General features: G+C 52.5%; 22 protein-coding genes. 12 read left to right on the top strand and 10 right to left on the bottom strand.

What is annotated here, in order from left to right; all coding sequences use genetic code 11:
- Positions 1 to 69: 69 nt before the first annotated feature.
- A complete protein-coding gene (locus tag HMPREF0721_RS08125; RefSeq protein WP_006599211.1) occupies positions 70 to 888 on the bottom strand; it encodes an amino acid ABC transporter substrate-binding protein in 819 nt (272 codons plus the stop codon).
- 159 nt (positions 889 to 1047) lie between these two features.
- Between HMPREF0721_RS08125 and HMPREF0721_RS08130 the strand changes: the two genes are divergently transcribed.
- Positions 1048 to 1485, top strand: a complete 438-nt coding sequence (locus HMPREF0721_RS08130) for a PaaI family thioesterase (protein ID WP_006599213.1) — start codon at positions 1048 to 1050, stop codon at positions 1483 to 1485.
- A 70-nt stretch (positions 1486 to 1555) separates the two neighbouring features.
- Here HMPREF0721_RS08130 and HMPREF0721_RS08135 read toward each other — a convergent pair whose 3' ends face one another.
- Positions 1556 to 1771 carry a hypothetical protein gene (locus HMPREF0721_RS08135; RefSeq protein ID WP_006599214.1) on the bottom strand — a complete coding sequence of 72 codons (216 nt, stop codon included), beginning with the start codon at positions 1769 to 1771 and terminating at the stop codon, positions 1556 to 1558.
- A gap of 26 nt (positions 1772 to 1797) precedes the next feature.
- Here HMPREF0721_RS08135 and HMPREF0721_RS08140 point away from each other — a divergent pair, with 26 nt between their 5' ends.
- From HMPREF0721_RS08140 to HMPREF0721_RS08160, 5 genes are all read left to right on the top strand, one after another.
- Positions 1798 to 2319: an HD domain-containing protein gene (locus HMPREF0721_RS08140; RefSeq protein ID WP_006599215.1), complete on the top strand. Its 522-nt coding sequence runs from the start codon at positions 1798 to 1800 to the stop codon at positions 2317 to 2319.
- An 80-nt stretch (positions 2320 to 2399) separates the two neighbouring features.
- On the top strand, positions 2400 to 2900 hold the full coding sequence (locus HMPREF0721_RS08145; protein ID WP_040640002.1) for a hypothetical protein: 501 nt from the start codon (positions 2400 to 2402) through the stop codon (positions 2898 to 2900).
- Between the two features lie 84 nt (positions 2901 to 2984).
- Positions 2985 to 4172, top strand: a complete 1188-nt coding sequence (locus HMPREF0721_RS08150) for an exonuclease SbcCD subunit D (protein WP_006599217.1) — start codon at positions 2985 to 2987, stop codon at positions 4170 to 4172.
- Complete coding sequence (locus tag HMPREF0721_RS08155; protein ID WP_006599218.1) at positions 4159 to 7347, top strand: AAA family ATPase; 3189 nt, start codon at positions 4159 to 4161, stop codon at positions 7345 to 7347. The genes HMPREF0721_RS08150 and HMPREF0721_RS08155 overlap by 14 nt, the downstream gene beginning before the upstream one ends.
- A gap of 88 nt (positions 7348 to 7435) precedes the next feature.
- Positions 7436 to 8344 carry a hypothetical protein gene (locus HMPREF0721_RS08160; protein WP_006599219.1) on the top strand — a complete coding sequence of 303 codons (909 nt, stop codon included), beginning with the start codon at positions 7436 to 7438 and terminating at the stop codon, positions 8342 to 8344.
- Positions 8345 to 8413: 69 nt separating this feature from the next.
- Here the strand turns inward: HMPREF0721_RS08160 and HMPREF0721_RS08165 are convergent, their stop codons facing one another.
- Positions 8414 to 9067 carry an FGGY-family carbohydrate kinase gene (locus HMPREF0721_RS08165; RefSeq protein ID WP_006599220.1) on the bottom strand — a complete coding sequence of 218 codons (654 nt, stop codon included), beginning with the start codon at positions 9065 to 9067 and terminating at the stop codon, positions 8414 to 8416.
- A gap of 347 nt (positions 9068 to 9414) precedes the next feature.
- Here HMPREF0721_RS08165 and HMPREF0721_RS08170 point away from each other — a divergent pair, with 347 nt between their 5' ends.
- The 4 genes from HMPREF0721_RS08170 to HMPREF0721_RS08185 are packed head-to-tail and all read left to right on the top strand — an operon-like array spanning position 9415 to position 13634.
- Positions 9415 to 10344 (top strand): sugar-binding transcriptional regulator, encoded by a 930-nt coding sequence (locus tag HMPREF0721_RS08170; RefSeq protein WP_006599221.1) that lies wholly within the window; start codon positions 9415 to 9417, stop codon positions 10342 to 10344.
- 30 nt (positions 10345 to 10374) lie between these two features.
- Positions 10375 to 11904 (top strand): FGGY-family carbohydrate kinase, encoded by a 1530-nt coding sequence (locus tag HMPREF0721_RS08175; RefSeq protein WP_006599222.1) that lies wholly within the window; start codon positions 10375 to 10377, stop codon positions 11902 to 11904.
- A gap of 34 nt (positions 11905 to 11938) precedes the next feature.
- Positions 11939 to 12979 (top strand): 2-hydroxyacid dehydrogenase, encoded by a 1041-nt coding sequence (locus tag HMPREF0721_RS08180; protein WP_006599223.1) that lies wholly within the window; start codon positions 11939 to 11941, stop codon positions 12977 to 12979.
- A 10-nt stretch (positions 12980 to 12989) separates the two neighbouring features.
- On the top strand, positions 12990 to 13634 hold the full coding sequence (locus HMPREF0721_RS08185) for an L-fuculose-phosphate aldolase (protein ID WP_006599224.1): 645 nt from the start codon (positions 12990 to 12992) through the stop codon (positions 13632 to 13634).
- Positions 13635 to 13750: 116 nt separating this feature from the next.
- Here HMPREF0721_RS08185 and HMPREF0721_RS08190 read toward each other — a convergent pair whose 3' ends face one another.
- From HMPREF0721_RS08190 to HMPREF0721_RS08205, 4 genes are all read right to left on the bottom strand, one after another.
- Positions 13751 to 14635 carry an Abi family protein gene (locus HMPREF0721_RS08190; RefSeq protein WP_006599225.1) on the bottom strand — a complete coding sequence of 295 codons (885 nt, stop codon included), beginning with the start codon at positions 14633 to 14635 and terminating at the stop codon, positions 13751 to 13753.
- A 273-nt stretch (positions 14636 to 14908) separates the two neighbouring features.
- Entirely contained in the window at positions 14909 to 15556 is a 648-nt protein-coding gene (deoC, locus tag HMPREF0721_RS08195) for a deoxyribose-phosphate aldolase (RefSeq protein ID WP_006599226.1), read from the bottom strand.
- A 39-nt stretch (positions 15557 to 15595) separates the two neighbouring features.
- Positions 15596 to 17113: an FGGY-family carbohydrate kinase gene (locus HMPREF0721_RS08200; RefSeq protein WP_006599227.1), complete on the bottom strand. Its 1518-nt coding sequence runs from the start codon at positions 17111 to 17113 to the stop codon at positions 15596 to 15598.
- 18 nt (positions 17114 to 17131) lie between these two features.
- Positions 17132 to 18184 carry a galactitol-1-phosphate 5-dehydrogenase gene (locus tag HMPREF0721_RS08205; RefSeq protein ID WP_006599228.1) on the bottom strand — a complete coding sequence of 351 codons (1053 nt, stop codon included), beginning with the start codon at positions 18182 to 18184 and terminating at the stop codon, positions 17132 to 17134.
- Positions 18185 to 18367: 183 nt separating this feature from the next.
- Here HMPREF0721_RS08205 and HMPREF0721_RS08210 point away from each other — a divergent pair, with 183 nt between their 5' ends.
- Both HMPREF0721_RS08210 and rpoN read left to right on the top strand, forming a co-directional pair.
- On the top strand, positions 18368 to 19213 hold the full coding sequence (locus HMPREF0721_RS08210; RefSeq protein ID WP_006599229.1) for a MurR/RpiR family transcriptional regulator: 846 nt from the start codon (positions 18368 to 18370) through the stop codon (positions 19211 to 19213).
- Between the two features lie 101 nt (positions 19214 to 19314).
- Positions 19315 to 20676 carry an RNA polymerase factor sigma-54 gene (gene rpoN, locus HMPREF0721_RS08215; protein ID WP_006599230.1) on the top strand — a complete coding sequence of 454 codons (1362 nt, stop codon included), beginning with the start codon at positions 19315 to 19317 and terminating at the stop codon, positions 20674 to 20676.
- A gap of 56 nt (positions 20677 to 20732) precedes the next feature.
- Here the strand turns inward: rpoN and galU are convergent, their stop codons facing one another.
- The 3 genes from galU to rpiB all read right to left on the bottom strand — a co-directional run bounded on the left by galU (position 20733) and on the right by rpiB (position 23709).
- Entirely contained in the window at positions 20733 to 21605 is an 873-nt protein-coding gene (galU, locus tag HMPREF0721_RS08220; protein WP_006599231.1) for a UTP--glucose-1-phosphate uridylyltransferase GalU, read from the bottom strand.
- Positions 21606 to 21686: 81 nt separating this feature from the next.
- Entirely contained in the window at positions 21687 to 23111 is a 1425-nt protein-coding gene (locus HMPREF0721_RS08225) for a UDP binding domain-containing protein (protein ID WP_006599232.1), read from the bottom strand.
- Positions 23112 to 23259: 148 nt separating this feature from the next.
- Complete coding sequence (gene rpiB / locus HMPREF0721_RS08230) at positions 23260 to 23709, bottom strand: ribose 5-phosphate isomerase B (protein ID WP_006599233.1); 450 nt, start codon at positions 23707 to 23709, stop codon at positions 23260 to 23262.
- Positions 23710 to 23764: the final 55 nt, after the last annotated feature.

The following is a 23764-nucleotide window of genomic DNA, read 5'->3' on the forward strand; positions in this document are numbered from 1 at the left end:
TCAAAACAGCAACAGGCCCCTCCTAAGAGAAGCCTGTCCCTTGTTTTTCCGTTTCGTCTCACGGCGCCGTTACTTAGCTGTCCAGTTGTAGATAATATCCTGGCCAAACCACTTTTTGGAAATCTTCGCGGCGGTGCCGTCCTTCTTCATGTCGTCCAGCGCGCGCTGGATCGCATCGCACATTTGGGTGTTGCCCTTCTTCACGGCGACACCGTATTGTTCCGGCGACAGACTTTCGCCGAGCACCTTGAAATCGCTCTTGTGCTTGGCGATATAATAACGCGCCACCACCGAGTCGACCACCATGGCGTCGATGCGCCCGGCATTGAGATCCTCAAAGGCCGAAACATTTTCGTCAAACTCGGTGGCCTGGCCTCCTTTGATCTTCTTGCCGACGGCATCGTCCATCAGGGCGTCTTCCGCCGAGGAGCCCTTCTGACAGCCGACGGTCTTGCCGGCGAGATCCGCCTTGGTTTTAATGCCGGAATCCTTTTTGACCACAATGACCTGATCGTTTTCCAAATAAGGCTTGGTGAAGTCCATGGCCTTCTTGCGTTCATCGGTGATGGACAGACCGTTCCAGATCGCATCGATCTTGTCGTTCTTCAGTTCCATTTCCTTGGTGTCCCAGTTGATGGCCTGCACTTTAAACTTCAGATTCATGCGCTTGGCCGCTTCCCGGGCCATATCGATGTCGAAGCCGACGATCTGATTCTTTTTATTGCGGAACCCCATCGGCGGGAAGGTGTCATCCACCCCGATCACAAAAGTCTTGCTGTCGTTTTTCACTTCCGCCTTGCTGTCCTGCTTATTCGACGCGCCGCAACCGGCCAGCGCCGCCACGGCGATCGCCGCAGTCATCAGCGCTGCTAACCATTTCTTTTTCATGCTTCAAGCCTCTCCTTTTCTTTTTCAGAAAATTTTAAATTTATTCTATCACATGCTTTACTGCATTACAACGATGATCTATCAGATATTTTTGATTTTTGCTGTCCAAAAAAACAATCTGGATTTATAATGGAACTATCCTAAAATCACGAGGCAGTTATGAATCATTCACCCCTCCAAGATCCGGCCCTGCTCGCGGCGGCCCGCGCCCGCTTTGCCGGCGACCGCTACGCCACCGAGGTGACGGGCTGCGAGATCGCGGCCGTCGCCCCCGGTTATGCCAGATGCCAAATGGCCATCACGCCGGCGCACCGCAATGCGCTGGGCATCGTCATGGGCGGCGCGATCTTCACCCTGGCCGACTTCACCTTTGCCGTCGCCAGCAACACCGGTTTTCCCGACACGGTCTCCGTCGACGCAACCGTTCATTATCTCACCGCCGCCCAGGGCAACTCCCTGACGGCCGAATCTGTTGCCGAAAAAAACGGCCGCCGCTCCTGCGTTTATCGTATCGTCATCACCGACGACACCGGCATTCACGTCGCCGCCGTCACCGTCACCGGGATGCGCGTCGGCACGCCGTCCGCAAAATCGTAGGCAATGCCCCGTCAAAGGCCGAATAGAAAATCCATCCGCGCTTCAGGACCTTCATGCCCATTCATCCCGGTCAAATCCCAAAAGGTCCCTCGCCGGACCCGATGCCCCGCGCGCTGTCGCCGTCATCGATTTTCACCTCCTGCCCGACCCCATTCTGGACGCCTATCTGGGCATGCTGCTCCTTTTGTGTGCTCCGTCCTATTTTGATGCTTTTTTCTGAAAAAGACCGATGCCGTTTGCGCATTGTGATATACTTAAAGGCATCCACACAAAACGGCCGGGCCATGCTTAACCGCCCGGGAAAGGAGCCCCATGCACCCGCAACATACGAAACTTATGCGCGACGCCATCCGATACGACGCCGGTGATCCCAAGCGCATTCAGCATTTTATCAAGGTTCACAGCTTCGCCGCCTTCATCGGCACCGCCGAGGGCTTATCCAAGGCCGATTTATTCATCCTCGAAACAGCCGCCATCCTCCACGATATCGGCATCCATCAGGCCGAGGCCAAACACCATTCCTCCGCCGGCGTCTACCAGGAACTGGAGGGGCCGCCCGTCGCCGCCGATCTTTTAAGGGCCTGCGGCAGCTACACCGAAGCACAAATCAACCGCGTCTGCTTTCTCATCGGCCACCACCATACCTACACCGCCATCGACGGCCGCGATTATCAAATTCTGGTGGAGGCCGACTTCCTGGTCAACCTTTACGAAAATGCGGCTTCGGCGGATGCCGTCGCCTCGGCGCGGCAACGGATCTTTAAAACTGCGACGGGCCTGGCACTTTTGGACGCGCTCTTTCCGCCCGCCGTCGGGGCGCCGCAGTATCTTTAAACTCTTGAAGAATTTGTCGTTTTAAAGTATAATAAGCCAATCGAAAACACCGGGGCACGTCCCCGTGCAAAGGAGACCCCATGTCTGTCAAAGCCCAAGAACGCGTCTACAACAGTCAGCTCAACGGCAAATTGGCCATTGCCATCGTCGCCATCATCATCGTGATGATGACCAGCATTTCCATCTATATGCGCCGTCATCCGTCGAGTGTCCAAATCCTCGGTCTGGTTTCCGTAGCCATTATGCTGACGTCCCTCGTGCTGGTGCTGCGCTACGCCGATACCACCTACACCCTGCTGCTCACCCATGAACGCCTGGAATTTGAGCGCCGCGTCACGCTGCTTTACCATAATATCGTCGCGGAGATTCCCATCGCAAACGTCATCGGCGTTTGGGAAAAAGCCCGTTTCAACCGGCAGGATCAGGTGGACGGCAAAAAAGTGAGCTACACGGTTTCCCCCCGGGAGCTCACGCGGTTCCCTTCCTATGTGCTGCTTTATCACAAGGATGGCCAAACCTGCAGCGTTCATTTTCAGTGCTCCAAGTCTTTTTACGACGCACTTCATAAATTAGTCCATTGATCAGCGCTTTTTATCTGCGGGCCGGAGCTTTTCTGCCGCAGATATTTTTTTACCCGCACACGACACAATCTTCGGAGGCCAACGATGAAAATGCTTCACACCGGCGACTGGCACATCGGCCGCCACCTCAACCAACATGCACTCCTTGAGGATCAGCGCCACGCCCTCGGGCAGCTCTTGACCCTCATCCGCCGCGAACAGCCCGATGTCCTCATCGTGGCCGGCGATCTTTACGATCGGGCCCTGGCGCCCCGGGAAGCCATGACCCTGGTCGATACCGTCCTCACCGAGGTGGTGCTCGATCTGGCCATTCCCGCCATTGTCATCGGCGGCAATCACGACGGCCGCGAACGCCTGGATTACGGCTCGGCCATTCTGCGGCAGAAGGGGCTCCACATGATCGGCACCTATCGGCCGATCGTCGCCCCGATCCTGCTCACCGGAAAAGGCGATGCCGCCCCGGTTGCCTTTTGGCCCGTGCCCTTTGTCAAGCCGGTAGAATACCGCGATCTCACCGGCAGCGGGAACATCCCGGACTACAACGCCATGTACCGCGAAATCGTCTCTGACATCACCGCGCGCATGAACCCCGACATTCCCAACGTGCTGGTGACCCACGGCCTGATTCTCTCCGACGTTCCCCAGGAGGGGGATATCGACGACTCGGTGCGCCCCATCGAAATCGGCGGCGTTTCCTACGCGGATGCCGGCATCTTTGACGCCTTTGATTACGTCGCCCTCGGCCATCTGCACCGCCCCCAGAAAGTTGGGAGCGATCGCATTCGCTACGCCGGTTCCCTGCTTAAATATTCTTTCTCTGAAGTCGATCAAAAAAAATCCGTGACGCTGGTCGATCTCGACACCTGCAATCGGCAGGCGCTGCCCGCCATCACCGCCTTTCCGATCGAGGGACTGCGGGATCTGCGCGTCATTCGCGGCACCTTCGACGAACTCACCAGTCTCTCGGCCTATACCACCCCGCACCGCGACGACTATCTGCGGGTTGTCCTCACCGATAAGGTCCGCGTGCCGAATCCCATGGAAGGTCTGCGTCAAGTGTATCCCAACGTGCTGGAAATGGGCTACGAAAGCAGCCGAAGCCTGGACGGGGGCGGCCGGCAGCAGCGCATCAAAGAGCATCTCGAAAACCCAATGACCCTGCTCGCCGATTTTTATCAGGCCATTCGCGGCGAAGCGCTGCCCGAAGCCGAAAGCACCCTTGCCCGCGAATTATTCGACCAAATTTCGGAGGATGACGATGCGACCGCTTAAACTCACCATGACCTGTTTCGGCCCGTTTCTATTCGAAACGGTAGACTTTACCGCCCTGGGCGACCATCTGTTTCTAATTTCCGGCCCCACCGGCAGCGGCAAATCCACCATCTTCGACGGCATTTGCTACGCCCTTTACGGCGAAACCAGCGCCTCCGAGCGCAGGCCTGAAGCCATGAAAAGCGACTTTGCCAATCCCGGCGAGGCCTGCAGCGTGACGCTCACCTTTGCCGTCGGCGACAGGACCTACCGCATCCGGCGCCAGCCCAAGCAGGAGATGTTCAACCAGACGCAGACGCGGATGATCAGCCGCGCCGCCGAGTGCGAGCTTTGGCAGATCACGACCGCGGACGACGGCGGGACGCAGGAGACCCTGCTCGCCAGCGCGGTGAAAACAGTCAACCAAACCGTCCGGCAGATTCTCGGTCTCACGGCCACCCAATTCCGGCAGATCGTCATGCTGCCCCAGGGGCAGTTCAGCCGGCTGCTCAAATCCGGCGAGAGTGAACGCATCGCCCTGCTCAAAACCCTCTTCGCCATGGATTATTACAAAGCGTTTGAGCGTCGGGTGGAAGAAGCCCACAACAAGGCCAACGCCCGGATTCAAACCATCGATGACGCCATCGCCATCGAGATCGGCCATCTGGAAGCCGCGCCCGAAAGCGCCTTTGCGAAACGCCTCGCTGCCGACCGTCCCGAAGGTTTGGATACGGCCATCATCACCGACTTGATGGCGGCCGCCGCCCTGAGCAACGAGCGCGATCACTTGGAAAAAAAGCGTTTGACGCGGGAGCTTGCCCTCGCTTCAGCCGCGCAAACCGCCGCCGCCAGGCGCCTGGCCACCGGGGAAGCCTTGCTCCAGCGCTTTGAACGCCGCGAACAGCTTTTGCAGCGCATCGATCAGCTCGAACATCAGCAGGCAAAGATGGATGCCAAACGCCAAAAGCTTACCGAATGGCGCCGGGCGGCGTTGGTGCGCCCTCTGGAGACGGCCAGCCGCCGCGCTCAGAGCGCTTTCCAAGAGGCCAAGGACCACGAAAGCCGATGCATCGCCGCACTCCAATCCCAGCAATCACAACTGGATCACCTTCAAATCGCCCTGGCCACCATCAACGACCCGCATTTCGATGCCACGCTGGAGCATCTGCGCGAACAGGCCGCCCGGCTAAAGGCCTCCCAGCCCGCGCTGGCCAGCTGGCAGCAGGACCAAAAGCACATCGCCGACCTCCGCACCCAAATTGAGCGCCTGAATCCCAGGGCAGAACAAGTGGCAAGACTTCAGACCCGTCAGGAATCCCTGCAAAAGGCCATCGATGCCCTGCAGCAAACCGCCAGTGACGAACAGCGCGCCGCGCTGCAGCTGGCCGATCAGATCCCCACGGCCGCCGGCCGGGTGGATGCCCTTAAAAACCTGCGCCCGCTTTACGCCGATGTGACGGCCAATGACGCCAAAATCACCGCCATCGCCGATGAAAAACGACAATTAGAAAACGCCCTCGCCCAGGCGGAGCGCGAGCATCAGCGCCTCCAGCAAAAGCGTTTGGCCGCCGCTGCCGGTGCGCTCGCCCAAACCCTGAAGGACGGCACACCTTGCCCCGTCTGCGGGGCGGCGCACCATCCCCGGCCCGCCGCCGAAAACGAAGCCGCTTCCCGCATCCGCGAGGCCATTGACGCCTGCGACGCCCGTCTGGCCGATCTCAAGGGCCGCCTCGCCGCCGACGATGAACAACACCGCTTTCTCGTGGGCCACAATGCCGAGGCCCAAGGACGCCTGCTCGCCCTGTGCACGGAAAACGGCCTGGCCCCCGACAACCTGACGCCGGCCTCCCTCGACGCCGAATATCAGCTCGCCGTTCAAACCCATCAGGCCCGGCAAGAAGCGCTCGCCCAAAGCCGTGCGGCCATCCGCGACACCCATCGGCAGCTCAAACGGAAGCGCGAAACCTTCGCCCGGGTGCAAAACGAGCTGGAGCAGGCCACCGCGGCGCTGGCTCGCAAGAGCGAGCTGCAAAGTGAACTGGCCCAGCGCACCGGCGCGCTCGCCGCCGTCGAGCAGCAATTGCGCGCCCTCTTCCCGCAGCAGGACGACCCGGCTGATCTGCCGGCGGTCTTTGCCCAAAAGCTTAATCAATGCGAATCCAAAATCCGGCAGATGACGGACCAGCGCGAGGCCCTCAACGCACGGCGGGAAGCCATCGAAAAGCAAATTGCCGCTTCAGAAGCCGCCCTTCACGCTGCCGCCGACCAAACCGCCCAGGCCGAGGCCGCCGCCAGTCGCGAACACGCGGCCTTTAAAACGGCACTCACAGAGCATCGGCTGACCCGCGAACTTTATGAAGCCAGCCGATCCGTCGACGCGGCAACCACACAGCAGGTCCAGGATCAGGTCAAAGAATACGACGAAGCCATCACCAGCTGCCGCGCCAATCTTAAGGCTCTCGCCGAAGAGCTCGCCGGTCGGCGCCGGCCGGATCTCGAGGATGACCGTCTTCGCAAAAACCACGCGGATTATTGGGTGGAACAGATGCGCCGTGCCGCTCAGACGGTAGGCACGCGGCTTGATCACAACCGCCGCCAGGAGGTCCGCATCCACCGGCAGCAGCAAGCCCGAAGCGCAGCCCTCGAGCGCCAAAAGTGGACGAACGATCTCTACGAAACGGTGAAGGGCAAAGTTAGCGGCTGCCCCAAAATCAGTTTCGAACGCTATATTCTCTCGGCCTATCTACAGGATATCCTCATCTCCGCCAACGTTTTTCTCGAAGATATTTCCGACAGCCGCTACCACCTGACCCTCGCTGACGATCCGATGCAAAAGCATAACCGCGGCCTGTCCATCGAGGTGTATGACGACTTCACCGGCAAGGCCCGCACCGCCGATTCCCTTTCCGGCGGGGAAACTTTTATGGCCGCACTGTCGATGGCGCTGGGCCTGTCCGATATGGTGCAAAGCGAGAGCGGCGGCATCCGCCTGGACACCCTCTTCATCGACGAGGGGTTCGCAACGCTGGACGCCGACGCCCTCGACAAGGCCATGGATTGCCTGAGCCGTCTGCAGCGAAACGGCCGCACCGTCGGCATCATCTCCCATGTCCGGGAATTGCTTGAGGTGGTTGACGATAAAATTCTGGTCGAAAAAACCGAAGCCGGCTCCTATATCCGCGTTCTGCCGGCCTGAGGGTTCGCTTGCATCTTTGCGGCGCTTTTGATACCATAACCCTTGTTTTTATTTGGATGATTGCAAAAAACACGAAACGGAGCCTTTCATGAACGTAACCAATGCCATGCGCAAAGCTTCCTTCTCACCGGCGCGCAAACGCATGAGCCTCGCTTTTCTCTTTCTCGACCTGCTTTATATCGTTTTGGGATTTTCCTGCTTTTATTACCGCAGACTGCCCGCTGTGTTTAAAAGCCTGCTGCCCCACATGTGGCTCGTGCTGATGGCGTTGGCCCTGATCGTGGCCTGCATCGCCATCTTCGCCGTCTCCGAATACGACGTGATGCGCGGCTGTCTGGGCGAAACCATCATCCTCGCCGTAGAAGGCGTGTGGTTTGGCGCTGCAGCCACGGGCTCCACAATGCTCACCCGATCGCCGGACACCGTGGTGCAGCTCTTCTTCATGATCGGTTTCGGCTGCTTTCTCATTTTGAATCTGGCCTTTCACATTGATCTCATCTGGTACCGTCCGATCATGCAGTTCTTAACTGGCGGCCGATCGAAAACCGCCGAAACGACCGCTCCGTCTCCCCGCGTTTATCCCCCGAGCGATATCCAGCGCCGTCGCGCCGCACGCAAGGCCTATCACGCGCAAAATCACACTGGCCAACAGCCGCCGACCCCGGTGGCCCCCAAAGCCGAGCCGGCCCGGACCCAACCAAAAATCCAGGTGGTCAGACAGGCGACCGAGGCCGCCGACGCTACCCGCGTCCTGCCGAATTTGTCCGCCAATCCAACCCCACGAAAGACCGCCGTCTCCAAACCGTCCAGGCCGATGGAACCGCCGCGCCGGACTCGTACCTCAAGAGCCAGGCCCCGCGCATCGACCAAACCGACTAAAGTTGCCCGCACCCTTTCTAAAAAATCGACGGCCGGCAAACGCCCCTCTGCCGGCAATACCGGTCTGTTCATGCGCTCCAAAGAGCGCGTGTACCGCCATGTGGATCAAGAAAAATAAAAATACTTTTATACACAAAAGTGCAACGGAAAATCCGTTGCACTTTTTATTATTTTTATATTCTCTTTACTACCGATACTTATCTTGGAAGGCGACAACTTTATCGAAAGCGCCCGTCGCAAGAGACGTAAATATTTGCTGCCAGGCTCTGAACGCTTCTTCATAACGTTCAATCTTATCTTCGCGCGGATGGTACACTTTCCGAATTTTAACCATATGCGCCTCTGCCTCTTTATAATCTTTATAGATCCCTGCGCCAACAGCGGCATTCATTGCACATCCCAGTGCCGTCGCTTCTTCTTCTGCAACGACTTCACAATCACGGTTCAAAATATCACACATGATCTGGCACCACAACTCTGATCTGAAAATCCCACCGGTCAAGTGCACCTTTTCGAACGGCGGCGCACCACCGGCCACCATCGCGTCCAGCATGTCGCGAAGATCAAAACAGACCCCTTCCATTGTCGCGCGAATAAAGTCGGCTTTGGTATGCCCCACGGTCATTCCCAAATAAGCCCCTCTGGCGTTGGGGTCTTGGTTTGGCGTGACCGCCCCGGCAAAATACGGCAGGAAGAACAGCCCATTGGCGCCTTCATTCGATTTGGTCGCCATAGAGGTCAGGAAATCATAAACGCTGATCTCCAAAGCATCTGCAGCCAAACCTTCCACATCACAAAATTGTTCCTTGAACCATTTAAAGGCCAAGTACCATCTCGACATTCAACAACAACTTGGCTACCATCCATCACTTGAAGACCAATGCCCTCCGTGGGAATACTCATCAGAAACAAAACCAATACCAATATCGTTACTGTTAAAGCCGATATTGACCTAGGGAGTGGCTCCTATCATGAAAATTACACCTGATATCGCTGCTCCACTGCCAAAATTTCCCTGACTCAGACATGATATTGTTGGAGAAAAAAATTCAAACTGCATTTTCAAATATAGTTTTTAGTATCAAATTTCGTTTCATTATTAGAATTTTATAAAAATCATTGACAATTGTTTTATACGCTCTTTACAATAGTAATAACAAAATACAAATGTCGTCAGGCGGAAAATATATGAAAACTACTAATTTATATATAAAAATTGCTCATTGGTATTATGCCCAAAAAATGACTCAAGAGGAAATTGCAAAAAGATTAAATACAACGCGCCAAAAAATCAATCATATAATCAGTTTACTTCCTGAAATGGGAATTGTCAGTATCAGTATTAATCAATTCGACGAAAGCAATGTCGCTTTGGAATCAAAAATTGAAGAAACTTTTCACATAAAAAGAGCCATCGTTGTGGAAACCTATGGCAAGAAAGATTTTCTTCCCGAATTGGCCGAAAGAGCCAGCAATTATATGGAAGAAACGATAAAGAAGAATATGACCATTGGTGTTTCTTGGGGCGAAACATTAGCGGCATCTATTTCACGCATGTCGTTTCTCAACCGCCAAAATTGCAAAGTCGTGCAGATGGTTGGTGCACAAAACATCGACAGTGAAATGATAAAATCGGACGACATCGCCAGATCCCTATCTGAAAAATTAAGTTGTGTGTCTTATATGCTTTACGCGCCAGTCGTTCTTGAGAAGGAAATGACAAAAGAGTTATTAATGAAAGAACGCGCTATCCGACATACATTCGATATCATCAAGCAGTGTGATGTCGCATTTGTCGGGATTGGCCAGCTTGATCGCCAGGCCACAATGTATCGAAGAGGCTTGATGACTTTGTCAGATATTCAATCGTTACGTCATGATGGCTTTATTGCTGATTTATGTATGAATCCTATTAAATCAAATGGTAGTCATGAAGATTGTAAAATGCGAAAACGGATCATTAGCGCCAATATGGATTTACTCAAAAACATTCCGGAAGTCGTAGCCATAGCAGGAGGTGAGGATAAAACACCGGCTATTAAAGCCTGTTTGAAGTCTGGTGCTGTTGATACCTTAATCATAGACGACAAAACAGCGGCTCTGATGATGAACTTATAAATTTAATTCAAATTATATTGGAGGTACAAAATGAATTATATCATCGGAATTGATGCTGGAACGACCAACGTCAAAGCAGTTTTATTTGATACCATGGGGCGTGAACTTTCTGTCAAAAATTTAGAAAATGAACCTATCTATATCGGTGACGTTGAAGTCGAACAGAACATGAATCTATTATGGGATAAAGTCGCCGTATGCATTAAAAGCCTGATGGAGGATGGACCGGCTAAAAAAGAAGAAATTTTAGGGATTGGTGTAACGGCTCAAGGTGAAGGCATTTGGTTGATTGACGAAGCTGGAGAGCCTGTTCAAAATGCGATTTTATGGTGTGATGGTCGCGCAACAAAGGAAGTTGATTACGTTACACAGCAAAACAAAGAATTAGAAAAAATGATCCACCGCATAACCGGAACACCACCACTTACAGGCACACAATTAATGTTATTGTTGTGGATGAAGCGAGAAAAAAAAGAAGTCTTAGATCGTGCTGCCCATATGCTTTTCTGCAAAGACTGGGTCAAATACAAACTAACCGGTATCTTAAGCGGAGACTTTAGCGATACAGGAACTTCTCTAATGGATTCCCGAAATGGCGTCATCGCAACAGAACTTTTTCAAAGCCTTGGGCTTGAAAAATATATTGACTATATTCCAAAAGTTTACAAGTCTGATGAAATCATCGGCGGCGTCACAAAAAAAATGGCTGAATTTTTAGGTTTAAAGGAAGGCACACCTGTTGTTTCCGGTGCAATTGATGTTGTGGCCAGCGCTGTCGGCATCGGTGTTCACAATGAAAATGAAGCTTGTGTCGTGCTGGGCACGACCTGTGCCAATGAAATGTTTGTGCCGAAGGAAGCTTGTCACTTTGGAGAAAGCGGAACCCGTTATGAAAAATACGCTGTGGACGACCTCTTTATGAACTTGATGGCCACAATGAACGGGACTCCGAATATCGATTGGGTTATTCAGGAAATCGCAATGACCAACGATTTTTCAAAAATAGAGACGCTTATCTCCGATGTTCCTGTTGGAAGCGGCGGTGTGATCTACCATCCCTACATCAGTGCAGCAGGAGAAAGATCGCCATTTTATAATCCATATGCAAAAGCCAACTTCTTCGGCATCAGCGCCAAAACAGGGCGTGCGGAATTAACACATGCTGTCTATGAAGGGGTTACTCTCTCGATCAAAGATTGTTTTGTTCAAGCCAAACTCAATCGCAATTCAAAAATTTATCTTGCAGGAGGCGGTGCAAAAAGTGCAATTTGGGCTCAAATGATTTCAGACGCGCTAGGAGTGCAGGTAATTATTTCCGCTGGCAACGAATTAGGGGCAAAAGGGGCAGCCATTATGCTGGGCATCGCTGTTGGAGAATACAAAAATTATGTTGACGCATCACGAAAATGTTGTAACGCCGTAAAAATTTATTTGCCTGATCCAGAAAAAACAAAAAAATATGATGCACTCTATGAGATGTATAGAGAAATCCGAGAAGCTAATCATTCAATATGGTATCAACGAGAAAAATTTTTAAAAACATTTTCTAAAATTCAATAACTATTTTGCATCAAAAAAATGAGGAGGATAAGAGATGTTAAAAATTTTCTTTACAGCAGAATATGATGAAGAGGCACTCAAGCCATTATATCAAATTGGGGAAATCACAAAAGACGGATGGGCCGTTGGCAAAGCCAAAATGCTTGAAGATGAATTTACAAAAAAAGCTAAGGATGCTGACGTTATCATTACGAGCTATGATGACGTTACTCGAAAAGTCATCGAATCCGCGCCCAATTTAAAGCTCATTGCCGTAACGCGAGCGACACCTGTCAATGTTGACGTCGCGGCTGCCAGCGAAAGAAACATTCCCGTCATTTATACACCCGGAAGAAATTCCGATTGTACCGCTGAAATGACAATCGCTCTAATGCTGTCAATTGCCAGAAAAATCCCGATGGCTTACAGTGCTTTAAAATCTGGAGAATTTACAGCAGATCCCTCGTATAAAAAAGTCACAAAAAAAGGGCTCAAAGAAGATATGGTCTGGGACATGAAACCCGGATCTCCCTATGTGGTCTTTAAAGGCAAACAACTTAAAGGATCTACTTTAGGGATTGTGGGATACGGCAGCGTTGGGCGCCGTGTCGGCAAAATTGCACGGGCTATCGGCATGCAGCTCTTAATTTATGATCCCTTTTGCTGCCCAATCGATATCGAAGATATTGGCATTAAAAAAGTTGAAAATCTTGAAGAATTAATGTCTCAATCTGACTTTGTAACTTGCCATCTCAAAATTACCCCAGAAACAAAAAAAATCATCAACAAAAAGATGATTAACCTGATGAAGCCATCAGCCTATTTTATCAATGCATCCCGTGGAGCAATCTTGGATGAAGAGGCAATAATTGAAGCGCTCAAAAACCGCAAGATAGCCGGGGCAGCTTTTGATGTCTATGCATCTGAACCCATTACCAGCAATCACCCCTATATCACTGATTTAGACAATGTTGTCATTACACCGCATATCGCTGGCGCAACAATGGCTGTTCTTGAAAATCACACGAGACAATTTGTTGAAGATATTATTCGATTCACCCAGGGCAAAACTTTGTTATATCAATACAATAAATAAGGAGAAGAAAATGCTTTTAGAAAAAGAAAGAATCGATGTTGTCAAATATTGTAAAAAACTGATCACGTCCGGGTTAACAACGGGGACCGGCGGCAATATCAGTATTTTAAATCGTGAAAAACAACTTTATGCGATTAGTCCATCTGGTATTGACTATTTTGATACGAAACCGGAAGACGTTGTCGTCATCGATTTAGAGGGAAATATCGTTGACGGTATAAGAAAACCGTCCAGTGAACACGTCATGCACCGAATTTTCTACACTGATCGGAATGACATTAATGCCGTTGTCCACACCCATTCAACATTCGCAACCGTGTTGGGCACCTTAAATGAAGGGCTTCCCGCTTCCAGTTATTTGGTTGCATTCGCGGGGAAGGATGTCCGCTGTGGAAAATATGCTTCCTATGGCACGCCCGAATTAGCAAAATATACATTCGACGCTATGAAGGATCGTTACGCCGCAATCATGGCAAACCACGGATTAATCGCCGGCGGCGAAGACATCAACGAAGCTTTCAATGTAGCCGACCAAATCGAACAATGCTGCAAGGTATATGTTTTGGCACGTGCCATCGGAAAGCCCGTGATTCTTCCTGAAGCCGAAATGGAACGCATGATCGATAAATTCCACAACGTTTACGGGCAAAAATAATTTAAGCACCTTTCAAACGCAGCTGAAGATCACCTTAGCCGCATCCTCGGGTGCGGCTCTTTGGTGAGGCGAACCGATCGGGATTGATCGTGTTCGCCTTTGAGGTTTATCATTAATTATTTGCTTAAAATTTCGTGCCAATTGTTTGGAAAATCCATAAATGAAGGATTGACCACCTCCTGATATTTTATCATCAATTGGCAAATCTGCTCGCATAATAATTTCCATTGTTCCTTTCCATTAAACATTCGTTTGATTATTAAAAGAACCGGAAAAATTTTATTACTCGATTTATAGACTTTATACTCACGGTATAATTTAGGCCTTTGTTTGAGCGGCATATTATAAATACGACCATAATGCGCACAGATATTTCGAACTTCTAATAGAGATAATAGCCAACTTTTTAAATGTTTGGCATCTGTCGAATAATTTTTTGCAACGTTATTTTGATCCTCTATCTTCATAATTGAAAATAAAGCTGTTAAATTGCCAAATGAAAACAATTCAACAGCAACCCATATTGGGAAATGGTCTGCATAAACCGAATGATGATGTTTTACAAAAGGGACATTCCGTTGGCGAAAACATTCGTGCTTAAACTTATTGATTGTATTATGATAAACACTACTACCATCTTTCAATTTTCGGTCTGAAAAATTTCGAGCTTCCATATACCCTTCAGCCCCATATTGAAGCGCCAGACAATTCGAAATCTGTGTTCGCAATTGGATTTCCAATTGTTCAATACTATGAAACAAGAAAGATCGCAATAAACTATCAAAGGCATACAATTGATATAAATGTTTCAATGTAATACCGTCTCTATACTTCTCAGGATCATCCGATTGATACAAACCAATTCCATAAGCACTCAAACGATAATAATTGATTTTTTTCAGTATTTCAATCGCCTTTGTTCTATTTAAAATGCCTAAATTATGAACCGAAATAAGCCTATCAACTTGTTCTTCGTACGTCAATGCTGGTTTTAATTTCATAAAATGTCACCCAAAATGAAAAAAGTCCCACCTTGGTCCGCAGTGTACGAATACCTTATGCGTGGTGGGCTCTGTCATATTTAATATACAGGATATTATGTTATGTGTCAACTGGGAAATTTCTATTTCAAAAGGCGAACCGATCGGGATTGATCGTGTTCGCCTTTGAATAAGATGTTTGAAAGTCTCACCTTGGTTCGCAATGCAAAAAACCTGATACATCGGGCTCTGTTGGATCCAAGTTTAACAAAACGATTAGCTTTATCGTAAAAATCATTGATCCTTCAAAAGCCCGATGGCCCGGCTCGTACCAATGCGCTCACATCCGGCATCGACAAAGGCTTCCAGATCCTCGACGGTACTGATCCCGCCAGCCGCCTTCATTTTCACTTTGGGACCGATATACTTTTTAAAGAGGTTTATATCTTCGATCGTCGCGCCGGACGGTCCGAATCCCGTGGACGTTTTAATAAAGTCCGCCCCAGCGTTCGTCACCAATCCACAAACTTTGATCTTTTCTTCTTCCGTCAAATAGCAGGTTTCCACTATCACTTTGAGGATCTTCCCCCGGGTTGCTTCCCGCAGCGCGGCAATTTCCCGTTCCACAAAATCATAATCACCAGCCTTCATCGCGCCAATATTAATCACCATATCGATTTCTGATGCGCCTTCGCGAATCGCCTCTTTGGCCTCAAAAACCTTCACCGCTGTCGTGTTATAGCCGTTGGGAAAGCCGATCACCGTGCAGATATTGAGCTCTGGATAGGTTTCGTGCGCTTTTTTGACAAAGGACGGCGGAATGCACACGGACGCCGTGTGATACTTCAGGGCGTCTTCACAAATGGGAATCATGTCTTCCCAGGTCGAAAACGGTTTGAGCAGAGTGTGGTCGCATCTGTTGAGAATTGCTTGTTTGTCCATATTTTCCTCGGTTCTATTTCATTTAATTAATCCGGTCATTTATTCGGCCTTTTCATGCATCATGCCCTTTAAATTGGCATACAATTCCTGATATTTTTTAAATACTTTTTCATATTGTACATAGGCATCCATATCCGGTTCGACCGTATAGGCCATTTGCACCATGCCGTCTGTCGCTTCATCAAAGCTTTGATAAATCCCGGTTCCAACGGCTGCCACAATACAACAGCCGAGGCCGCCCGCGCTGGGATCCACAGTCACAATAATCGGTTTGCCGGTGGCATCCGCGATAATCTGCATCCAGGTGGCGTCTTTCGTCACGCCGCCGCATCCGACAATCATATCGATTTTTTCGCCTTGCTGGTCAAAATTGTCAATGATGTTTTTCGTCCCCAGCGCGACCGATTCAATCAAGGCACGATAAATATGTGCTTTGGTATGACTGAGCGTTAATCCATAGATCACACCCTTTGCGTTTGGATCTTTATAAGGTGTCCGATTCCCTTGGAAGAAATCAAGCGCGACCAACCCATCGGATCCGGGCGGAATATCCTTGATCATTTCATTAACAGCGGCATACGGATTGTCCAGTTTGTCAAAACCCCATTCCTTTAAATACCATTTCACAATGGAGCCGGCCGAAATCTGCCCGCCTTCCAGAATGGCGAGTCCCGGAACGATTGGATTAATATATGGTCCCCAAATGCCGGAAAGCTCTTTTTGCTCTTTCGAAAAACAAAGCTGTACAAAGCTTGTTCCCATGATCATGGCCAGGCGCCCCGGCTTCGAAACCCCCATGCCAAGCATGCCGATATGGGCATCGATGCCGCCTTCCACCACCAACATTTCTGGATTCAAGTCATATTTTTCCGCAAAATCACGATCAATTTTACCGATGGGCTCACCAACATTTTTAACATCTGTCACCAAAATATCTTCATAATCTTCCAATCCGATTTGTTCAAAAAAATCCTTTTGCCAGCCGCCGTACCCGTCGACATAATTCCACTTACAAGCCGCCTGACAAATGGATGTGGCCCATTTCCCGCCTGTCAGCTTATAATTCATCCAATCCAGCTGCTCGATAATTTTATAAGCCTTAGCATAAACTTCCGGTTTATGGCGTTTAATCCACAACACCTTTGGGATCATCCACTCAACGGATTCTTCTCCACCACAATATTTTAAACAAGGATGGTGCGTCGCATTGCAGATCTCCATTTCTTCCACCGCACGGGTATCCATCCACATAATTGCATTCTGGAGCGGCTCACCGTTTACATCAACAGGAATAACTGTCGACGAAGTGGAACAAACTGAAATCCCAACAATGCTATAGCGCACCCCCATCGAAAGATGATCCGTCACCTTTTTGACCGCTTCATTAAAACAAGACCACCAGTCCTGCGGCTTTTGTTCGGCTCTGCCCGGTTTTGGATAAACGGTCTGATACGCCTGTTCATTCGCAGCTACCACATTCCCACTGATATCGGTCACTACAACGCGAACACTCTGTGTTCCCGTATCCACACCCATAAAATATTTTGCTTCGTACATAATATTCCCCTCTGTTCTTTACACCTGTCCCCAGGGATAAATCATGATCTTGTTAAAGAAATAGTGCCCCCCGTCGATCTTTTCAAAAATCCCTGGCACCTCTTCCAGAGAGAGCCGATGGCTGATGATATCCTTTGCCGTCATCCCCCGGGTGTACATCTTGAGCGACTCGGTCCAGTCTTCGCCCGGATAGGGATCGGTGAAGGAATTCCAGGAGCCGGCCAACTCGATCTGGCCGCGCATCAGCGTATCCACTTCCTTTTCTGAAAGATCAAGACCTTTATGGGAAATCCCGAGGAACACCACGCGCCCCATTTTGCTCGCCATCATAATGGCCTGCTTCTGGGCCGCCGGCGCCCCGGAAAAATCCACCACCACATTGGCGCCTTCGCCGTCAGTGGCTGTTTTGACGGCCGCTACCGGATCGGTACTCAACGAATTGACGACCACATCCGCACCAACTTTTTTGGCAATATCCAGTTTTTGATCCCAGACATCAACAGCGATAACCTGCTTTGCGCCCTTCATGTGCGCGATCTGCACAGCAAACAAACCGATGGGCCCGGCCCCTACTACAGCTACCGTGTCCCCCGCCTTGAAATGGCCGCGGTTGATCAGCCCGTGCCAGGCGTTGGCACAAGGGTCAAGGGTCGCCGCGTCTTCGTAGGAAACGCCGTCCGGCACCTTGAGCAAGTTCGTCTGCTTAACGCTGACGTATTGCGCATAGGCGCCGTCCCGTCTTGAACCGTAATAATCGTAGTCTTCACACAAAGAATAGACGCCCTTCTGACACCATTCGCAATGCCCGCAGGGAACCAGCGGCGGCACCACGACACGCTCGCCGGCCTCAAAACCTTTAACGTCTTCCCCGACTGCTTCAATTTCCCCGGCAAATTCATGCCCGCAGATAATCGGGGACACATGGGCGCCATAGGTTAAAATCCGGGGAATATCCGAGCCGCACACCCCGCAGGCATGCACTTTAACCATGGCCTCATCCGCCTGCATCTCCGGCTTCGGCACCTCTTCCACCCGCAAATCCTTCGGTTTGTACATCCGCACTGCTTTCATTTTGGTCCTCCTTGAATTCATGCGTTAATCATTTACGATTATATAAACCGTTCCGTAACTTATTTTCATTATAGAGGCTCGTATTTACTTTGTCAATTATTTTACCGTTAATTTTTTACGTTCGTAAATATTTTCCTAAGCTTTGCGATTTTATGCTATACTCGATTTGGAGGTATTTTTCAAATGAACACCATTCTGACAACCATTCGAACCAAATACAACACCTTGTCCAAAACGCAAAAGGTGATCGCCGATTTTATTCTGCAGAATGCATCGCGCATCCCCCTGCTGTCCATTACCGAGGTGGCTCGGGCCTGCAATACCAGCGAAACGACGGTTATGCGCTTTCTCAAAAAACTGGACTACAATTCCTATCAGGTCTTTAGGGTAAATATCGCCCAGGAAACCACAGATGATCCCAGCACATCCATCAATGACGAGCTCAGCCGGCACGACAACCTCGAAACCATCAAGCACAAAATCATCAGCCATACCCTCACCGCCATTCACGATATCGATGTGCTGCTGCCGGAAAAAATCCTGACCCAGGCGATCGACGCCATCCGCGCTGCTAACCGGCTGCTCATTTACGGTGTCGGTGCATCCGGCGCCATCGCTTTGGATGCCTATCATAAATTCGGCGGCATCGGCCTGGACGTGTGCACCTATCCGGATCCCCATTTGATGAACATCACCTGCTCCCACGCCGTGCCGGACGATTTAATGCTGGCCATTTCCCATACCGGCGAAAGCAACGAGGTGCTCCATGCGGTGCGCATCGCCAAAGAGCGCGGCGTCACCGTCATTGGCCTCACCAGCTTTGCCAATTCCACCTTGGCCAAGCTTTCCGACTTATACCTGCTCAGCTCCACCAATGACAAGAAGTATCACTCCGAGGCCATGGCCTCCCGCATCGTTCAGCTCACCATTGTCGATATTCTCTACACCGCCACCTTCATGCAGGATCCGACCCATTATTATCAGGCACTGAACGCGTCGCGCATCGCCGTTTCCCACAATAAAACCTGAGTCCCGCGGCACGTTTTTTGTCCTGGCATTTTAAATTTCCATGCCAATTTTAAGGCCATGCGTTATACTGAAATCGCACTAAAAAGAAGTGAGGAAAACCCATGAGCCCCATGCACTTAGACCTGACGCTCAAAGCGGGCCAGCAACTCGCCATGACGCCGCAAATGCAGACCGCCATCCGACTGCTTCAGATGAACAGCCTGGAGATCAAAGACTATCTGTCCCAAACCATGCTCGAAAATCCCATGCTGGTTTTTCAGGGCGAGACGGACACCTCCGAACCAGACGACGCGATCAACTGGCCGGATTATTTCGACCAGATGGATGCCGCGCCGACGGTCCGGGAGGAAACCCGCCCGTCCGAGGAGCGTTACCGTCCCGAAGCCTGGCGCAAACCGGTCGCCACGCTGGAAGAATATCTGCTGCTGCAGCTCCATACCAAAGGCGATATCGACACGGCCATCGGCGAATACATCATCGGCTGTATCGACGCCGACGGTTATCTTTCAATGGATTCAGACGCCGCCCGGCAGCTTGGCGTCTCCCCGGCGGCCGTCGCTGCCGCCCTCGCCGCGATCCAAACCTTTGATCCCGCCGGCGTTGGCGCCCGTAACATCGGCGAGTGTCTTTCCATCCAGCTTAAGCAGCTGGGGCTGTGGACACCGGAGGGCCAGATGCTCTTAGATGAACACCTTTTGGATGTGGCCAACAACCAATTTAAAAAAGTGGCCGCCGCCACCGGCATTCCTGCCGACGAAATCACCCGGTTCAAAATGCTTCTGACCGAGCTCAATCCCCGGCCCGGCGCCGTCTTTGATACCGAAGAACCGGTAGATTACATCATCCCCGACGGCAGCATTCAATGGGTCGACGGAGAACTGATCATCCACATCAATGAGATCAGCGCCCCGCGCCTGACCCTGAGCCGTTTCTACCGCCGCATGCTGGATCACCCCGACACCCCGGAGACCAAGGCCTATCTCGAAGACTGCCTGAACAAAGCGCGTTTTATTATCCAGTGCATCGATATGCGCCGGGAGACCATCCGCAAAATTCTCACCGGCATCGCCACCTATCAGGCCGATTATTTCTTCAGCCGCTGCCGCTGCCCCAAACCCATGACCCAAAGCCAGATTGCCGAGATGGCCGGCGTGCACGCGTCCACTGTCAGCCGGGCCATCCGCGGCAAATATGTCCGCACGCCCCGCGGCACCGCGAGTCTCAAATCCTTCTTTAAACGCGGTTACGAAAGCGACCTCGGTCAGCTTTCCGTCGACGGGGTCAAGGCCCAGCTGTCGGCCTGGATCCAAGCCGAAGATCCCGCCCATCCGCTGAGCGATCAGGACCTGACCGACCGCCTCAACGAACACGGCTGCGCCATCGCCCGGCGCACTGTCGCTAAATATCGCGAGTCGCTGGGGCTGCCGGTTGCCGCCAGGCGAAGACGGCCGTCCAAGCATTAAAAAAAAGAGCAATGGCGACGTTGATCGTCGCCATTGCTCTTTTTTGATGGCCGGCTTTATAGATCCAGATTCTTCAGATAGGCCATGAAGCGTTCGCCGACCCCGGGCGTCCGCAGCCCGTATTCCACCGTCGCTTCAAGAAAGCCCAGCTTGTCGCCGACGTCGTAGCGGCGGCCGGCAAAATCATAGGCCACCATTTCCTGGCGGCGGGCCAGCTTTTTCAGGCCGTCGGTCAGCTGGATTTCACCGCCGGCGCCTCGCCCGGTGTGCTCGAGGATTTCAAAAATCTCCGGCGTGATGATATAGCGCCCGAGGATTGCCAGATTGCTCGGGGCTTCGTCAATCGCCGGCTTCTCCACCAGGTCCCGCACCTTGTAAACATAATCGGTCATCGCCTCGCCGGAGACAATCCCGTATTTATCCACCTGATCGTCCGGCACCGTCTGCACACCGATCACCGAGGCCTGATATTTGTCGTAAACATCAACCATCTGCTTGAGGGCCGGTTTTTCGGCATTGTACACAATGTCGTCGCCCAGCACCACGGCAAAGGGCTCGTCGCCGACAAATTCCCGGGCGCAGAGCACCGCGTGGCCCAGGCCCTTGGCTTCGCCCTGGCGAATGGTGTAGATATTCGCCATCTCGGTAATGTCCTCCACCATCTTGAGTTCGGCGTCCTTGCCCTTCATCCGCAGATTAAATTCCAGCTCCGGCACATGGTCGAAGTGGTTGATGATGATGTCCTTGTTGCGCCCGGTGATAATGAGGATATCGGTGATGCCCGAGGCCACAATTTCCTCGACGATGTATTGAATCGTCGGCTTGTCCACAATGGGCAGAATTTCCTTGGGGACGGACTTGGTCACCGGCAGAAAGCGCGTGCCGAGGCCCGCCGCCGGAATAACCGCTTTTCTGACTTTCTTTGTCATCGCTTGCTCCTTTGTCGTCGATCCGCGTCGGATCTTTTTCCGTTATGCGTCTGATTTTATCACGCCGGTTTCAAACTTTGCTTAAACCTTGGCCGGCGCCGTTTCGAGCAGCGCGCGATAGGTCAAGCCGAGTCGCAGGGCCTTAGCCCGATCGAAGGCCGCCGCCCCGTCGAGAATCAGCGTGCCGCGCATCCGCCGCTTTAACCCCGGGGTGAGCACCCGGCCCATGCCCGGCCATTTGCCCAGGGTGATGAGCACATCGGCGCCGCGGGTGGCCTGAGCCGCCGACGTGCAATAGACAAAAGCGTCCCGCACCCGGTGCAGCCGCCACTTGGCCTGATCCGCCCCCCAGGGCAGATAAAGCCGAAAGGGTTTCGGGCGGCCCGCCGCCGGCGGATGGTCTTCAAAATCGGCCGCGAGATTCCCCAGCACTTCGACCCCCGGGGTTTCCCGCAAATCGTCTGTTCCCGGTGAGGGCGCAAGCCCCAGCACCGCCACCACAGCGTCTTCCGGCAGATGCGCCAGCTGATCCTTCAGCCACTGCGCGCAGCGTTTGGCGTGAGCCGCGCTGCCGGCGGTGACCGCCGCGGTTAATGTCGGCGTCAAACCGTTTTGCTTGAATAATGCGGTTAGCGCTGCCGTCTCCGCGGGCAGGCGTCTTCCGCCGATGCCGATGCCGTCGCAGCGTGCCGCAATGCGGCTGCGCCGCCGGGGCTCCGCCGATGCCAAAATGGCCGTCAATGCACGGCTGTCCGCCTGCATCGTCTCTGCCAGCGCGTTCACCGCCTGCCCATAGGCCTGGCGCAGGGCCACCAGGCCGCTGTCGGCAAGGGCCGCAAGCTCCGCCGTCGCCCAGGTGCACAGTTTTCGCCGCTTGCCGGCGGGATCCAGCGCATCCAGCACCTTGGCCAAGCCGGCCGGCAATTCGGCTGCAGCATCGGCCCGACCCACCAAAAGCGGATCCTGCCGGCGCATGGCCGCCACCATCTGCCCGTCATTAAAGAGCTCCGGCATCGCGGCGACATCCACGTTCGGCACCGGATCATCGCGCTCGGACAGTGCCGTATCGGCAGCCTGCTGCAGCTTTGCTGCCGTTCCCGGCGGCAGCGCCGATTTGATCACCAGCACCCGGTCCCCTGTTGCCTGAACGGCCGCCTGGCGCACGGCCGAGGTTACAAACCGCGGGGACGGCAGCCCGTCTTCCCCCGCCGGCGTCATACAGCTGATCCCGATCACCGGGCATTCGCGGATCACCCGCCGGGGCTGCTCGCAAAAGCGCAGCCGGCCGGCTGCAGTCATCGCCTGCACCAGTGCGGCCAGTTCCGGCTCCACGCCGGGCAGGTGCATCTCCTCCAGAATCCCGGCGGCCACTTCTTCATCCATATCCGTCGCGAGCACGTTCAGGCCGGCTTCAGCCAGCACGGCCGCCCAGGACAGGCCGGTTACCGTCAAGCCGATCACGCCCACGTCGGACACCGGCGCTTCCTTTTGTTTCCATTTCATCATGGTTTTCTCCCAATTCTTTGTGTCGTCATGCTCTGATTATAGCACAGGACCGCGGGATGTCGGCAAATAATTGCCTGCCCACTCCGCCGCGGGCGCACAAAAAAATCCCCTCTGCCGCTGCAGAGGGGAGCCTGATAGCCGAAGGCTGCTAACAGGTATATTTTTCTTCAATCGCCGTGATCTTATCGAGCCGCTTCTGATGGCGCCCGCCTTCAAAAGCCGTGGTCAGCCAGGTATCCACGATATCCAACGCCAGGGTATCGCCGACAATGCGCCCGCCCAGCACCAGCATATTAGAGTTGTTGTGCTGTCTGGACAGCCGGGCCATGGTGCTGTCGGTGCACAGCGTACCCCGGATCCCCGGCACCTTGTTCACAGAGATGCAAATACCCAGACCGGTGCCGCAGATGGCAATGCCCCGTTCTGCCCCGCCGGCAGCCACCGTTTCCGCCACCGCGAGGCCGTAATCCGGATAGTCCACCGATTGTTCATCCGCACATCCCACGTCGATCACCTCGTGGCCCCGGGCTTTCAAATGAGCCACCACCGCCGCCTTCAGGCGGAAGCCACCGTGATCAGAACCAATTGCTAATTTCATTTTGTCATCTCCCTCCTGTTTCCGTGCTCCCATTATACCAAATTCCCCGATGCCC

The sequence above is a fragment of the Pseudoramibacter alactolyticus ATCC 23263 genome (assembly GCF_000185505.1).
Taxonomy (GTDB): domain Bacteria; phylum Bacillota; class Clostridia; order Eubacteriales; family Eubacteriaceae; genus Pseudoramibacter; species Pseudoramibacter alactolyticus.

Bases quoted from the DNA above. Each gene is read 5' to 3' on its own strand.
- HMPREF0721_RS08125 (WP_006599211.1), bottom strand. From the start codon at position 888: ATGAAAAAGAAATGGTTAGCAGCGCTGATGACTGCGGCGATCGCCGTG.
- HMPREF0721_RS08130 (WP_006599213.1), top strand. From the start codon at position 1,048: ATGAATCATTCACCCCTCCAAGATCCGGCCCTGCTCGCGGCGGCCCGC.
- HMPREF0721_RS08135 (WP_006599214.1), bottom strand. From the start codon at position 1,771: ATGGCCCGGCCGTTTTGTGTGGATGCCTTTAAGTATATCACAATGCGC.
- HMPREF0721_RS08140 (WP_006599215.1), top strand. From the start codon at position 1,798: ATGCACCCGCAACATACGAAACTTATGCGCGACGCCATCCGATACGAC.
- HMPREF0721_RS08145 (WP_040640002.1), top strand. From the start codon at position 2,400: ATGTCTGTCAAAGCCCAAGAACGCGTCTACAACAGTCAGCTCAACGGC.
- HMPREF0721_RS08150 (WP_006599217.1), top strand. From the start codon at position 2,985: ATGAAAATGCTTCACACCGGCGACTGGCACATCGGCCGCCACCTCAAC.
- HMPREF0721_RS08155 (WP_006599218.1), top strand. From the start codon at position 4,159: ATGCGACCGCTTAAACTCACCATGACCTGTTTCGGCCCGTTTCTATTC.
- HMPREF0721_RS08160 (WP_006599219.1), top strand. From the start codon at position 7,436: ATGAACGTAACCAATGCCATGCGCAAAGCTTCCTTCTCACCGGCGCGC.
- HMPREF0721_RS08165 (WP_006599220.1), bottom strand. From the start codon at position 9,067: ATGTCGAGATGGTACTTGGCCTTTAAATGGTTCAAGGAACAATTTTGT.
- HMPREF0721_RS08170 (WP_006599221.1), top strand. From the start codon at position 9,415: ATGAAAACTACTAATTTATATATAAAAATTGCTCATTGGTATTATGCC.
- HMPREF0721_RS08175 (WP_006599222.1), top strand. From the start codon at position 10,375: ATGAATTATATCATCGGAATTGATGCTGGAACGACCAACGTCAAAGCA.
- HMPREF0721_RS08180 (WP_006599223.1), top strand. From the start codon at position 11,939: ATGTTAAAAATTTTCTTTACAGCAGAATATGATGAAGAGGCACTCAAG.
- HMPREF0721_RS08185 (WP_006599224.1), top strand. From the start codon at position 12,990: ATGCTTTTAGAAAAAGAAAGAATCGATGTTGTCAAATATTGTAAAAAA.
- HMPREF0721_RS08190 (WP_006599225.1), bottom strand. From the start codon at position 14,635: ATGAAATTAAAACCAGCATTGACGTACGAAGAACAAGTTGATAGGCTT.
- deoC (WP_006599226.1), bottom strand. From the start codon at position 15,556: ATGGACAAACAAGCAATTCTCAACAGATGCGACCACACTCTGCTCAAA.
- HMPREF0721_RS08200 (WP_006599227.1), bottom strand. From the start codon at position 17,113: ATGTACGAAGCAAAATATTTTATGGGTGTGGATACGGGAACACAGAGT.
- HMPREF0721_RS08205 (WP_006599228.1), bottom strand. From the start codon at position 18,184: ATGAAAGCAGTGCGGATGTACAAACCGAAGGATTTGCGGGTGGAAGAG.
- HMPREF0721_RS08210 (WP_006599229.1), top strand. From the start codon at position 18,368: ATGAACACCATTCTGACAACCATTCGAACCAAATACAACACCTTGTCC.
- rpoN (WP_006599230.1), top strand. From the start codon at position 19,315: ATGAGCCCCATGCACTTAGACCTGACGCTCAAAGCGGGCCAGCAACTC.
- galU (WP_006599231.1), bottom strand. From the start codon at position 21,605: ATGACAAAGAAAGTCAGAAAAGCGGTTATTCCGGCGGCGGGCCTCGGC.
- HMPREF0721_RS08225 (WP_006599232.1), bottom strand. From the start codon at position 23,111: ATGATGAAATGGAAACAAAAGGAAGCGCCGGTGTCCGACGTGGGCGTG.
- rpiB (WP_006599233.1), bottom strand. From the start codon at position 23,709: ATGAAATTAGCAATTGGTTCTGATCACGGTGGCTTCCGCCTGAAGGCG.